The sequence below is a fragment of the Bradyrhizobium sp. CCGB20 genome (genome assembly GCF_024199855.1).
Classification (GTDB): domain Bacteria; phylum Pseudomonadota; class Alphaproteobacteria; order Rhizobiales; family Xanthobacteraceae; genus Bradyrhizobium.
Genome location: NZ_JANADN010000001.1, coordinates 622,357 through 635,537, shown reverse-complemented (window position 1 = coordinate 635,537; position 13,181 = coordinate 622,357). Strand labels below are relative to the sequence as shown.

Annotated in this window: 13 protein-coding genes; 5 read left to right on the top strand and 8 right to left on the bottom strand. The window is 64.8% G+C overall.

Annotation, left to right across the window (positions count from 1 at the left end; all coding sequences use genetic code 11):
- Position 1: 1 nt before the first annotated feature.
- The 3 genes from NLM15_RS02920 to NLM15_RS02910 form a co-directional block, all read right to left on the bottom strand.
- The gene (locus tag NLM15_RS02920) at positions 2-871 is read right to left on the bottom strand and encodes a DMT family transporter (protein WP_254115189.1); all 870 of its coding nucleotides are present in this window, start codon (positions 869-871) and stop codon (positions 2-4) included.
- Positions 872-986: 115 nt separating this feature from the next.
- Positions 987-1,712 (bottom strand): acetoacetyl-CoA reductase, encoded by a 726-nt coding sequence (gene phbB / locus NLM15_RS02915; RefSeq protein WP_254115188.1) that lies wholly within the window; start codon positions 1,710-1,712, stop codon positions 987-989.
- Positions 1,713-1,961: 249 nt separating this feature from the next.
- On the bottom strand, positions 1,962-3,140 hold the full coding sequence (locus NLM15_RS02910; RefSeq protein ID WP_254115187.1) for an acetyl-CoA C-acetyltransferase: 1,179 nt from the start codon (positions 3,138-3,140) through the stop codon (positions 1,962-1,964).
- A gap of 305 nt (positions 3,141-3,445) precedes the next feature.
- On the opposite strand from NLM15_RS02910, the gene phaR reads away from it, so the two are divergent.
- Both phaR and NLM15_RS02900 read left to right on the top strand, forming a co-directional pair.
- On the top strand, positions 3,446-4,042 hold the full coding sequence (phaR, locus tag NLM15_RS02905; protein WP_254115186.1) for a polyhydroxyalkanoate synthesis repressor PhaR: 597 nt from the start codon (positions 3,446-3,448) through the stop codon (positions 4,040-4,042).
- Between the two features lie 106 nt (positions 4,043-4,148).
- Positions 4,149-4,766, top strand: a complete 618-nt coding sequence (locus NLM15_RS02900) for a trans-aconitate 2-methyltransferase (RefSeq protein ID WP_254115185.1) — start codon at positions 4,149-4,151, stop codon at positions 4,764-4,766.
- A gap of 28 nt (positions 4,767-4,794) precedes the next feature.
- Here NLM15_RS02900 and NLM15_RS02895 read toward each other — a convergent pair whose 3' ends face one another.
- Both NLM15_RS02895 and NLM15_RS02890 read right to left on the bottom strand, forming a co-directional pair.
- Positions 4,795-5,970 (bottom strand): IS481 family transposase, encoded by a 1,176-nt coding sequence (locus NLM15_RS02895; RefSeq protein WP_254115031.1) that lies wholly within the window; start codon positions 5,968-5,970, stop codon positions 4,795-4,797.
- Between the two features lie 227 nt (positions 5,971-6,197).
- Positions 6,198-7,085, bottom strand: a complete 888-nt coding sequence (locus NLM15_RS02890; protein WP_254115184.1) for a branched-chain amino acid aminotransferase — start codon at positions 7,083-7,085, stop codon at positions 6,198-6,200.
- 119 nt (positions 7,086-7,204) lie between these two features.
- Between NLM15_RS02890 and NLM15_RS02885 the strand changes: the two genes are divergently transcribed.
- The gene (locus NLM15_RS02885; protein ID WP_254115183.1) at positions 7,205-8,140 is read left to right on the top strand and encodes an alpha/beta hydrolase; all 936 of its coding nucleotides are present in this window, start codon (positions 7,205-7,207) and stop codon (positions 8,138-8,140) included.
- A gap of 43 nt (positions 8,141-8,183) precedes the next feature.
- On the opposite strand, the gene NLM15_RS02880 is transcribed toward NLM15_RS02885, so the two are convergent.
- Positions 8,184-8,432, bottom strand: a complete 249-nt coding sequence (locus NLM15_RS02880) for a hypothetical protein (protein WP_254115182.1) — start codon at positions 8,430-8,432, stop codon at positions 8,184-8,186.
- Between the two features lie 216 nt (positions 8,433-8,648).
- Between NLM15_RS02880 and NLM15_RS02875 the strand changes: the two genes are divergently transcribed.
- Both NLM15_RS02875 and NLM15_RS02870 read left to right on the top strand, forming a co-directional pair.
- On the top strand, positions 8,649-9,521 hold the full coding sequence (locus NLM15_RS02875; protein WP_254124129.1) for a hypothetical protein: 873 nt from the start codon (positions 8,649-8,651) through the stop codon (positions 9,519-9,521).
- Positions 9,522-9,733: 212 nt separating this feature from the next.
- Entirely contained in the window at positions 9,734-11,317 is a 1,584-nt protein-coding gene (locus NLM15_RS02870; protein WP_254115181.1) for a sensor domain-containing diguanylate cyclase, read from the top strand.
- 16 nt (positions 11,318-11,333) lie between these two features.
- Here the strand turns inward: NLM15_RS02870 and NLM15_RS02865 are convergent, their stop codons facing one another.
- Together NLM15_RS02865 and NLM15_RS02860 are read right to left on the bottom strand one after the other, a co-directional pair.
- Positions 11,334-11,894, bottom strand: a complete 561-nt coding sequence (locus NLM15_RS02865; RefSeq protein WP_254115180.1) for a carboxymuconolactone decarboxylase family protein — start codon at positions 11,892-11,894, stop codon at positions 11,334-11,336.
- 109 nt (positions 11,895-12,003) lie between these two features.
- A complete protein-coding gene (locus NLM15_RS02860) occupies positions 12,004-13,158 on the bottom strand; it encodes a PLP-dependent cysteine synthase family protein (RefSeq protein ID WP_254115179.1) in 1,155 nt (384 codons plus the stop codon).
- Between the last annotated feature and the right edge of the window lie 23 nt (positions 13,159-13,181).

The following is a 13,181-nucleotide window of genomic DNA, read 5'->3' as shown; positions in this document are numbered from 1 at the left end:
CTTAGCGCTTCCGCAGCACCATGTCCTTCGCCGCGATCAGGCCGCCGCCGGCGATCAGGATCGCGGCGATGGCGATGTTGGCGCTGGCTTTTGCAAAGCCGGCGGCGATGAGGAAGCCGGTCGAGAGCAGCGGCGTGGCATAGGATGCGGCGCCGAGCACGCGGATGTCGCCGCGCTTCATGCCGATGTCCCAGGCATAGAACGCGGCACCGACGGGGCCGACACCGAGGGCGGCTACGGAGAGCCATTGCAGCGTCGTTTCCGGCCACACCGTGGTTTCAAGCAGGCCATGCATCAGCGCGGCGAGCGCGGCGGTGGCAAGGCAGAATCCCGCGACCGCATCGGTCGGCACCGCTTTCAATCGTCGCGACAGCACGGAATAGGTCGCCCAGACGAACGCCGCAATGAACGCTGCGATCAATCCCGGCAGCTGGCCCGGCGCGAAGCCGGAGGTGCTGCCGGCGAACAGCAGCACGGTGCCGACGAGGCCGAGCACGGCACCGACGATGTGATGCATGGCAAGCCGCTCGCCCGGCAGGAACGACGAGAACAGCACGATCAGCAGCGGCCACATGTAATTCAAAAGACCGGCTTCGGCCGGTGGCGCGAAGCGTAGCGCAAGGAAGTACAGTGCGTGATAGCCGAACAGGCCACCGACGCCGACGACCCATACGACCAGCGGCTGACGCAGGCTTTTCGCCGCATCGCCGCGGCCGATCCAGGTGAGGAGGCCGACGAGACCGCCGATCGCGAACGTCATGGCGGCGAGCTGGAACGCCGGAATCTTTCCGGTGGCCACCGTCATCACCGATAGCAGCGACCACATCAGGATCGCGGTCAGTCCGACCAGTGTGGCTGTGCGCGGGGTCATCAATCGAAGGGCTCTGAGGACGATGATGCCCGGCACGAGGCCGGGCATTTCGTCTTCACTATCGCCTTGTCGCGCCTGAATCTACAGGCTTTTGGCACACAGGCCCGACACCCTGTCAGGCGTGATACTGGCCGCCATTGATGGTCAGGGTCGAGCCGGTGATGAAGCCGGCATCGTCGGACGCGAGGAACACGACGGCGCGCGCAATCTCCTCGGGCTCACCGAGGCGATTGACCGGAATCTGCGGGATCACGTTCTTCTCCAGAACGTCCTTCGGCACCGCCTGCACCATTTCGGTATTGATGTAGCCCGGCGCGATCACGTTGACGGTGATGCCGCCCTTGGCGTTCTCGATCGCGAGCGCCTTGGTGAAGCCGATGTCGCCGGCCTTGGCCGCGGAATAGTTGACCTGGCCGAACTGCCCCTTCTGGCCGTTGATCGACGAGATCGAGATGACGCGGCCGAACTTGCGCGAACGCATGCCCTCGATCACCTGGCGCGTCATGTTGAACAGCGAGCCGAGATTGGTGTTGATCACGGCGTTCCACTGCTCGAGCGTCATCTTGTGGAAGGCGGTGTCGCGGGTGATGCCGGCATTGTTGACGAGCACCTCGACGGGACCGAGATCGGCCTCGACCTTCTTCACGCCTTCCGCGCAGGCGTCGAAACTGCTCACGTCCCATTTGTAGACGGCGATGCCGGTCTCGGCCTTGAACTTCTCCGCCGCCGCATCGTTGCCGGCATAGCTCGCCGCGACCTTGTAGCCGGCCGCCTTCAGCGCTTTGCTGATCGCAGCTCCGATGCCCCGCGTACCACCCGTCACCAGTGCAACACGTGCCATATCGTATTCCTTCCCTTGGACTCTTCGGACGTTTCTGAGTGATCGTTTTTAGTGGTGGATTATGCGGCTGGTTTGACGGACATCAAGAACAAAACGCCCGGCGTCGAGCCGGGCGTTTGTATTTAGTCGAGGCTTGCGCGGTTGCGAAGAATATTTGATTTGCAACCGCTGCCTTTTTAGTCGCGTGCAACGCACTCGGTCTGTGTGCAGCGCACGCGCAAGTGACACGTAAGTTACGCGTCAGCTATCTCAGTCGCGCGCCAGACACATCGCGATACCCATGCCGCCGCCGATGCACAGCGTGGCAAGGCCCTTCTTCGAATCGCGCTTCTGCATTTCGTGCAGCAGCGTCACCAGCACGCGCGCGCCGGAAGCGCCGACCGGATGGCCGATCGCAATCGCACCGCCGTTGACGTTGACCTTGGAGGTATCCCAGCCGAGATCCTTGTTGACGGCGCAGGCCTGCGCCGCGAAGGCCTCGTTGGCCTCGATCAGGTCGAGATCGCCGACGTTCCAGCCGGCCTTCTTCAGCGCGGCACGCGAGGCCGGGATCGGGCCCGAGCCCATGATCTTCGGATCGACGCCGGCCTGCGCCCAGGACACGATGCGCGCGAGCGGCTTCTTGCCTTCCTTGGCCGCCTGCTTGGCGGTCATCAGCACAACGGCGGCAGCGCCGTCGTTGATGCCGGAGGCCGAACCCGCTGTGACCGTGCCTTCCTTCTCGAAGGCCGGACGAAGCTTGGCCATCGCATCAAGGGTGGCGCCATGGCGCGGATATTCGTCAGCGCTGACGACCGTGTCGCCCTTGCGGCCCTTGATGGTGACGGGGACGATCTCGTCGTTGAACTTGCCGGCCTTCTGCGCAGCTTCGGCCTTCTGCTGCGAAGCGACGGCGAACTCGTCCTGCTGAGCGCGGGTGATCTGCCACTGCCGCGCGACGTTCTCGGCGGTGTTGCCCATGTGATAGCCGTTGAAGGCATCCCACAGGCCGTCCTTGATCATGGTGTCGACGAACTCGACCGCGCCCATCTTGACGCCGCCGCGCAGATACTGGGCGTGCGGTGCCATGCTCATGGATTCTTGGCCGCCGGCGACCACGATCTCGGAATCGCCGTTGAGCAGCGCCTGGTAGCCGAGTGCGACGGTGCGCAGGCCCGAGCCGCAGAGCTGGTTGACACCCCAGGCCGGGCTCTCCACCGGAATGCCGGCGGCAATCGAGGCCTGGCGGGCCGGGTTCTGGCCCTGAGCCGCGGTGAGGATCTGGCCCATGATGACTTCCGAAACCCGGCCGGGCTCGATGCCACCACGCTCCAGCGCGGCCTTGATGGCGATCGCGCCGAGGTCATGGGCGGGAAGGGTCGCGAACGCTCCGTTGAAGCTTCCGACCGGGGTGCGGGCGGCGCTGACGATGACGACATCGTCTGACATGGGCATCTCCTGGTGTTGAAAGGGGGCAGGCGGGGCTGGGGAAAACGGCTCGCCAGTCTCGAATGGCATCCTGTTAACGTCGTTGAGGCATGTCAATCGGCCGATGACCGAATCCATACCGCAGCGCATTCAAAATAGCGTTCTTGGCGCTTTCGCAAGCACGTTTTTGCTGCCCGATTAACCGTGGCGCACAAAACGGTAGCGTGACCCCTTTGAAAATGCTTATTTTGTTGCGTTGCGTACTCTTCCCGCCCTGCGGCATGGCCCGCCGGGTTCCCGTTCTCCGCGCTTGCAAGTGAGAGCCCATGGCGAAATCAGACCAACCCACCACCATCAAGAAATACGCGAACCGCCGGCTCTATAACACCGGAACGAGCACCTACGTGACGCTCGAGGACCTCGCCGCCATGGTCAAGGACGGCGAGGATTTCCTGGTCTACGACGCCAAGACCGGCGACGACATCACCCGCTCCGTGCTCGCCCAGATCATCTTCGAGCAGGAGAACAAGGCCGGCCAGAACCTGCTGCCGACCACCTTCCTGCGCCAGCTGATCCGCTTCTATGGCGACAGCATGCAGATGGTGGTGCCGAAATATCTGGAGCAGTCGATCGCGACGCTGACCCAGGAGCAGGAGAAGTTCCGCAAGCAGATCGCCAACTCGCTGTCCGGAACTCCGTTCGCGCCGCTGGAAGAACAGGTCCGCCGCAACATGGAGCTGTTCCAGCAGACCTTCTCGATGTTCAAGCCGTTCGCTCCTGGCACGGGCCGCCCGGCGGCCAGCACGGAGCCGGAGCCCGATGCGAACGCTGCGGCGCCGAAGGACAGCAATATCGACGACCTGCGTCAGCAGATGAAGGACATGCAGGAACGCCTCGAGAGGATGTCGAAGAAGGACGAGTAGGTCCTTCTTCATGCCGGCGCGTCCGCATGCGGCGGGCGCGCGAACTGCCAGTTCATCGCGGCATAGCCACTTGCGCGCTGCCGTCCCGGCCAAGGCCGGAGCCGCCATGTCTGACCGCAGCACACATTGGGACAACGTCTACGCCACCAAGGGCGAGACCGAGGTCAGCTGGTTTCAGGACAGCCCGGCCATCTCGCTCGATATGATCCGCTCGGCCAGTCCGGATCATGGCACCGCCATCATCGACATCGGCGGCGGCGCTTCGCGGCTGGTGGACGCTCTCCTGCGGGACGGATACCGCGACCTCGCCGTGCTGGACCTTTCCGCCAACGCGCTCGAGGCAGCGCGGAGACGAATTGGCGCAGCCGCATCAACGGTCGATTGGATCGTCGCCGACATCACGACATGGCAACCGTCGAAGAGCTGCGATGTCTGGCACGACCGCGCGGCGTTTCACTTCCTGACCGACCCGCATGACAGGGCGGCTTACGTCCAGCGCCTGAGGTCGACGGTTGCGCCCGGCGGGCACGTCATCATCGCGACCTTCGCACCCGACGGCCCGGAGAAATGCAGCGGCCTGCCGGTGCAACGGCACGACAGCGCGAGCCTTGCGGCGGAGCTGGGGCCGGAGTTCGAGCTGGTCGAGACGCGGAGCGAGGTCCACCACACGCCGTGGGATTCGACGCAGGCGTTTCAGTTCAGCCGGTTCAGGAGAGCTCGTTAGAAGCAGGCGTTATGCCCCGGCTTGATGTTTAGTCCGGAGACATAGCTGACACCTGTTCGGACACATCACTGACAGGTTGGGCGTTGGTCAAGTCGATGGATGCGACCTGCCAGCTGGCGAAGAAGATTCCGTAGTGGCCGTCACGATCCAGCGGTCGGATGGCGAGACGTTCGCGTGCGAAAGCCTGGGGAACTTTCCAGAAGCGCCCCTTGAAGGAGATGTAGGGTCTTGTCGATGAGACCCTGCGCACGATCTCGCCGCTGTCATACGCGACGTTCGGAACGCGGGCCGGCATGGCACGGGCACTTGGCCGGAAGCGATCGGCAGGGACGTGCATATCCAGGCCCTCGTGGGGCCGCTCCAGATTGTAGACCGGCCGCCAGGCATCGAAGGCACGCTGGACTTCCGGGAGGGTGCGGAAGCGGCGCATGGCAAAGACCTCGGCCTTCAGGGTGCGATGGAAGCGTTCGTTCTTGCCGCGGGCCTGTGGATGGCACGGCCTGGCATGGACCACCCTGACGCCAAGCTTGAGCAGCCACACCTTCAGTCCGGTCCAACGAATGCCGGACGTGTCGCCCCAGGGTGAGCCGTTGTCGGTGTAGAAGGCCTCCGGCAGGCCATAGCAGCGGAACGTCGCCGTCAGGTGATCCTGCACGGTCAGACGCTGCTCGTCGGCACAGGCCTTCAGGCACAGAACATAGCGCGAGTGATCGTCGACGATTGTGAGCGGATGGCAGCGCGTTCCGTTGGCGAGCGGCAGGTGCCCCTTGAAGTCCATCTGCCACAGCAGGTTGGGAGCTTCCTTCTCGAAGCGGTGCCCCGGATTTGGCGGTGCATTCTCGCTGGGGCTGACCCGGCCGTTCCGGCACAGGATCTGGTGCACCGTTGACGGCACAGGCACCGTCTGCCCGCCCCGCTTCAGGCAATGGGCGATCTTCCGCGCTCCCCAGGCCGGATGCTTGTCGCGCACAGCCAGAACCTGCGTCTCGACCGCGGGCTCACTCCGCCTGGGCATCGCGTGCGGGCGCCGCGAGCGGTCGGCCAGCTCCCGATCACCGGCCTGCCAGCGCGCCAGCCACTTGTAGCCAACATCAGGACTGATGTTGAACCGGCGGCAGAGCTCGCGCCGATTGGCTCCCTCTTGCAAAGCAAGCCGCACAAACTCGTGGCGCTGATCCATTACTGACACCTCATTCCAAGGCATGGACGGCCTCCCGAATCGGACCAATCCAGCCAATGTTGATGTGTCAGCTATGTCTCCGAACACCCGTCAGTGATCTGTCCGGGCTAAACACTTGACCGGGGCATCCAGTACGCCGCGGCCCATCGGAGAATCGCAGCCGCCTCTGGAATACTGGATCGCCCGATCAAGTCGGGCGATGACAGCGGAGTGATCGGCGTGAAGGGCCCTCACCGACAGCCGCATGCCGCCTACGCCGCCAGCCTCACCGCATGCGCAAAATCCCAATAGAGTTTTCGCGCTTTGGTGTAGAGCGGGCCCGGCTTCAGCTCGCGCTCGTCGATGCGGATCACGGGAGCGACCTTGGCGAAATTGCCGGTGGAGAAGATCTCGTCGGCGGCGAGGAAGTCGGGATAGCGCAGCGTCTTCTCGACCACCGTGACGCCGTCGCCGCGCAGCAGGCTGATGACGCGCTGACGCGTGATGCCGTTCAGGAACGTGCCGTTCGGGACCGGCGTGTAGACCACGCCGTCCCTGGCCATGAATACGTTGGAATTGCCGAACTCCGCGACGTTGCCGAGCATGTCGAGCATCAGGGCGTTCTGGAAGCCGCGCCCGGCAGCTTCGGCGAGCGCGCGCGAATTGTTCGGATAGAGACAGGCGGCCTTGGCCTCGACCGGCGCACATTCGGCCGTGGGCCTGCGGAACGGCGACAGAGTGATGGCGTTGCCGACGGGTTTCGGCATCGGCGCCTCGTAGATGCACAGGCACCAGTTGGTGGTCTCGGGGTCGAACAGCACGCCGCCGCCCGAACCGTTCTGCGCCCAGTACATCGGACGGACGTAGAGCTCGGCATTCGGGGCGAAGCGCGCGATGCCTTCGTTGGCGAGCGCGAGCCAGGTGCCGATGTCGACCACCGGCTTCAGGCCAAAATTGATCGCGGATTGATTGGCGCGGGCGACGTGACGGTCGAGATCGGGCGCGACGCCTTCGAACGCGCGCGCACCGTCGAACACGACCGAGCCGAGCCAGGCCGCATGCGTGCGCGGGCCCATGATCGGCACATTGCCGTCGTGCCATTTGCCTTCGAAGAAGGTCCAGCTCGGCGAATATTCGATCGGCTTCTTGATCTCGGCCATGACCGGCCTCCCCTTGGCGTGACGCCACACTATAGCGCCACTATTGGTCGCAATTTCTAAATGATTTGCTGCGCCGGGCTGCTGAGTTACCCTCTCCCACAAGGGGAAAAGGAAGTGCCATGCCGCTCGATCCGCTCGCAAAGCGTTTGTTGACCATGATGGCTGCGGCCGCGCCGCAGGCGCGGAGCCGGCCGAGCGTTGAGGCGCGGCGGCAGTCGCTGGCGAAGCTGATGCAGTTCACGCGTGCCGAGGCGCCGGATGTGAGCACGTCCGACGGCATGTTTCCGGGGCCCGGTGGCAAGCTGCCCTATCGGCTTTATTCGCCCGCTTCTGCCGGCGAGCGCGCGCCGGGCTTCGTGTTCTTTCATGGCGGCGGGCTCGTGGCCGGAAGCATTGCGACGCATGACCGCATCGCGGCGGCGCTGGCGCATGTGACCGGCTGCCGCCTCGTCTCGGTCGATTACCGGCTGGCGCCGGAGCACAAATATCCCGCTGCCGTCGACGACGCGATCGCAGCGACCGAATGGGTCGCGCGGCAAGCCTCGTCGCTGGGTATCGACGCCGAACGTCTGGTGGTCGGCGGCGATTCCGCCGGCGCCACCCTCGCCGCGATCGTGTGCCAGGAAGCGGCGCAGACCGCCGGCCTCTCGATCGTCGCGCAATGCCTGATCTGTCCGGTGCTGGATTTCGAGGAAACCTCGCCCTCGCGCGAGGAATTCGCCGAAGGCCATCTGATCGATCGCGTCACCATCGAAGCCGACCTCGCGGACTATCTGCCCGAGGGCCTGGATGCCGCCGATCCCCGCATCTCGCCCCTGCGCGCGACACGGCTCGCGGGCCTGCCGACCGCCATCATCCACACCGCCGAATTCGATCCGATGCGCGACGAAGGTAACGCCTATGCGCGCAAGCTGCTCGCCGCGGGCGTCGCGGTCGAGCACGTCTGCCATGACGGCATGGTCCACAATTTCCATGCCATGGGCGCGATCCTGCCGCAGGCGCAGCTCGTGCTGTCGCAGATCGGCGAGCAGGTCAGACGCGCAGTGGAGACGTGAGGCGCTCGCTTACCCTCCCCCTTGTGGGAGAAGGAAGAAAGACTCACACCCTTGCGCCGATCACTGCGCGCGCTGCCACGACATACTCAAGCCAATGCGCATCCGCGTAACGCTCGGCCTGCCGCGCGCAGGTGACGTCGGGCGCATGCGCGGCGGCGATCGTGCGCGCGAAGCGTTCTTCGGCGACCGTCACGTCGTCGGGCTCGGCCGACGGTATGGAGGCGGCCACGGCAGTCGGGGCCACAGCGAGTCCCGCCAGACCGGTGAGCAGGATGCGGCGTGACGTGTTCATGGCTGTTGTCCTTCCGATGTCCGGCCTGCACTCTGGCCGGCGCGTGTGTCAGTGCGATCACGGCAGATTAGCCGCGCACGTCGGTGCAGTCCATCGCCTGCGGATAGCGCTTGACCCTGGGAGCGATCACGTTCCATCTAGCGCGCGGTTCCGGCATCGCCGTGCCACGCGTCGGATTGTCACGTGTCTCATTGTAACCCATCGCATCATCGGGCTTTGCGCATTGCCGCGATAGGGTTGCTTTCCCTGGCGGTTTCGGCGGGCGCTGCCGTCGCCGATGAGGCCGAGGAGGATGCACCGGCAAAGCCGGCTCTGCCGAACATCTACCTTGATCTGCGCACGATCTATGCGGCGATTCCCGCGGGCACGCTCGGGCTCGGCTTCGGCAACACATCATTGTCGGCCGCGTTCGAGGCGCTGGCGGCGCGCAGAGGCACGACCCTGCCAAACGGCTTGCCGGCGGCAAAGGCGATCGCCGTCGACCTGCCGCTGACCGTCGACGTCAGCGATAGCGTATCGCTCTATGGCGGCGTATCGGGCTCAACGACCGACATCGGTGGCGGCTGGACGGCGTTCGACATCACCAGCTGGAACATCGGCGTGCAGGCCGATCTCTATCAGCAGAACGGCGGAAAGATCCCGACCATTACGCTGCAATCGACCCTGACGCAGTCGGTGCCGAACGAGCAGGGCATGACGACATCGTTCAACAACATCCTGGAATTCGACTACGCGCTGGACGAGGACGAGACCCGGGGCTGGCTTGCCGGGGTGCAATACACCCACACCGACATCGCCAGCCAGCTCGCCAGCATCAGGCCGAACACGATCCTCTATGGCGGCGGCTATTACCAGTGGCCGAGCAACTGGAAGTTCACGGGACGCCTCGGCGTGCAGTCGTTCGGCGGCGCGCAGCTTGCAGGCCGGACGCTGGCGGAGTCCTTCACCCAGCCGCTCCTGCGGCTCGATCTCGACCGCATGGACGATAACGACAACCGCCTGTTCGGCATCACCGCCCAGATCGCCTGGATGCCGAAGCCGTCCTGCCAGCTGACGTTGCGCACACCGCTCTACGCGGTACGCAACTGACTGCGGTCGCAGAGGATTTTCGATAGAGCGCAGCGTCCGGACGACCGGCTATGGAGCGGGTGCATTGAAGCCTTTCGCATCCGCCGCTCGCATTGCGCGTCAACCGGTTGTTAATCCTCATCCCAAAACGTCGATCGCGTTACACCGCCGCAAGTAACCTTGCGCGAGACTGGACCGGCTTGTTCGTGGCGTGTTCAGCTTGGAGGCTGTGAATGTCCCGCTTGGTCCCGGAACGGACGTTCCTTGCTGGGAAGATCTTCTTCAATTTCGGCCAGTCGTCGATCGATTGCGTCGTGCGCCGGCTCTCCGAGGAGGGCGCCACGCTCGAGATGGAGAGTGGCCTCGGCGTGCCTGAGCGATTCCAGCTCAGGCTTGCGGGACGCGAGATCCTGACCTGCCGCGTGATCTGGCGATCGGACCGTCAGGTCGGCGTCGCCTTCGAGCAGCCGAACACCATCGAGCGCTCGGCCGGCGAGGAACGGGAACGCTCCTCCGACGCGCTGATGCGCGGCCAGATGCTGGCGCTGCGCGCCGCGCTCGATCATGTGCCGACCGGCATCGTGCTGCTCGACTCCAGCCTCAGGGCGCGCCTGATCAACCGGTCGTTTCGACAGATGTGGCGCCTCCCCGACGAGGTCGCCGACAGCAATCCGTCCATTCTCACGCTGCTTCGTCACGGACGTGACATCGGAGCCTATGAGGTGCCGGACCCCGAGCTCGATGCTCTGGTGGCGGAACGCGTCCGTGTGATCGAAGCCGGTGATCCGACGCCGATCGATCTGCGCCGGACCAATGGCGATGTCGTGCGCGTCCAGGTCACCCCACTGCCCGACGGCGGACGCATGCTGACCTACACGCCCGTCACCGACATTGTGCGCACCTCCGACGAGCTGAAGCTGCTGCGGGATGCGCTGGAGAACGTCCAGGACGGGGTCCTCCTGCTCGACTCCGACCTGCACGCCACCTTCATGAACCGGCGCATGCGACGTTTTTGGGAGATCAGCGACGACGAGGCCGCGAACCGGCCGGCCTATTCGTCGCTGGTGCGAGGCCTGCATCGCGCCAGCGCACCGAATCTTCCAACCAACGAGCTCGCGAAATTTCCGGCAAGGCGCGTCGATGAGGTCAAGGCCGGCGATCATGTGCGCGACCTGCAGACCCCGGACGGCAGACGCATCAGGGCCCATTGCACCACGATGTCGAATGGCGGCCGCATGCTGACCTATGTCGACATCACCGATCTGACGCAAAAAGCCGCGATGCTGGAGACGCTCGCCACCACCGATCCGCTGACCGGGCTCTACAATCGCCGCCACTTTCTCGAGTGCCTCGCTGCGGAATGGAGCCGCTTTCAACGCTACTATCGCTCCGTCTCGGTGCTGATGCTCGACATCGACCACTTCAAGTCGGTCAACGATCGCCATGGCCATGCGACGGGTGACGCCGCGATCAAGGCGGTTGCGGCTGCGTGCCTCGAAGGCAAGCGCAAGTCGGACATCGTCGGCCGCGTCGGCGGCGAGGAATTTGCGGTTCTCCTGCCCGAGACCAGCCTGTCCCGTGCAAGGACGGTCGCCGAGCGCATCCGCAAGCGCGTGATGAGTGCGCAGATCCTCGCAGACAGGATCCAGTTCGGCGTCACCGTGAGCATCGGCATCGCGGAAGCCACCGTCAGCATGTCGGGCACCGACGCGCTGATGGGCGCGGCCGATCATGCGCTCTACCAGGCCAAGGCCGAAGGCCGCAATCGCTGCATCGCCTTCGCGCTCCCGCCGCCCGCAAGCAAGGCGGCGGAGTGATCGAAGGGAGCCGTTTCTATTCCGGCACCGGCACGTCAAACGTGTTGAGCGTGACCGAGACCATGCAATAGATGCCGACGAGATAGGACAGCTCGGCCGCACCATGCTCGCCGAACTCCTTCACCGCCGCCCGATAAGTCAACTCCGGCAGCACGCCACCGCTCACCAGTGCCGAGGCCATGTCGTAAGCGACCGCCTCCTGCTTGGTCAGATCCACCGGCCGCTGTCCGGCGACGATGGTCGCGAGCTTCTCGTCGGAGAGGCCGCGCTGCTCGGCGACCAGGACATGAGCATAGAGCTCGTAGCCGGAGCGGAAATGCGAGCCGGTGACGAGGATCGCGACCTCGCGCACCGGCGCCGGCAGCAGCGGGTTCGACGCGATCGCCTTGACCAGCTCCCACACCGGCTTGCCGAAGCGCGGTTCGCGGATCCAGGGATTCCAGGGCCCGAGCAGCGCGCCGTCGTCGCGCATGTTCACGAAGCCCTTGAAGTGGTCCTTGATGCCGGCTCGCATGTCGTCATAGAGCGGCTTCTGTTCGTTGGTCAGATCCTTGGGATCGAGAATGGGAAGGCGCACGGCGGGATCTCCTCGTTGAGAAGAGGCAAAGCTCATCTGCAGGCGAGCGCATGGCAAGTGAAGTTGCCGTGACGACCGTGCCATTTTGCAAATGGCAGGGAGACGTCGGCTATGAGGCCCCAACGCCTTGCGGATTGACGACGTCATCGACGTCAAGCGTCAGCGGGTCGCCCGTCGCGAGGAACGACGACAGGGCCGTCTCGACCGGCGCAGGATCGAGGCCGCGCGCTTTCAGCCATCCGGGCTCGTAATAGGTCTGCCCGTAGCGCTCGCCGGAATCGCAGATCAACGTCACCAACGAGCCCGTTACATTCGCCTTGCGCATCTCCGCGGCGAGCCGGCACAGCGCCAGGAAGTTGGTGCCAGTGGAGCCGCCGACTGCGCGGCGCAGCCGGCGCGACAATACGTTCATCGCGGCGATCGTCGCCGCATCCGGAATCTTCATCATGCGATCGACCACGCCCGGCACAAAGGACGGCTCGCAGCGCGGCCGGCCGACACCTTCAATCAGCGACGGACGGTCGCAAACATGGGAGCGGTCCTGCGTGCGAAAGCAGTCGAAGAAGGCGGAATGCTCGACATCGGCGACGCAGAGACGCGTCGGATACTGACGATAGCGCAAATAGCGTCCGATGGTGGCCGAGGTGCCGCCGGTGCCGGCTCCCATCACGATCCAGTCCGGCAGCGGGCGCGGCTCGCCGTGCAATTGCGTGAAGATCGATTCGGCGATGTTGTTGTTGCCGCGCCAATCCGTGGCGCGCTCGGCGAAGGTAAACTGGTCCATGTAGTGGCCACCCAGCCGGGTCGCGAGCGCGGCGGCCTCCGCGTAGAGCGCGCGGCCGTCGTCGATCAGATGGCAGTTGCCGCCATAATGTTCGATCGCCGCGATCTTCTCCGCCGAGGTCGTGCGCGGCATCACGGCGTAGAACGGCACGCCGATCATCTGCGCGAAATAGGCTTCCGACACCGCGGTCGATCCGGAAGATGCCTCGACGACAGGCGTGCCTTCACGGATGTGGCCGTTGCAGAGCGCGTAAAGGAACAGCGAGCGCGCCAGCCGGTGCTTCAGGCTGCCGGTCGGATGCGTGGATTCGTCCTTCAGATAGATGTCGATGCCTGATAGCGCCGGCACGATCAGCCGGATCAGATGCGTGTCTGCGGTCCGGCACTGGTCCGCCTCGATCGCGGCGACGGCCTCGTCCACCCAGCCGCGCCGGTAGTCCGGCGCGACAGGATTTTGCTGACGAAAGGGAGGCGGCTGCATTGGGCGAATCTCTCATGATGAGT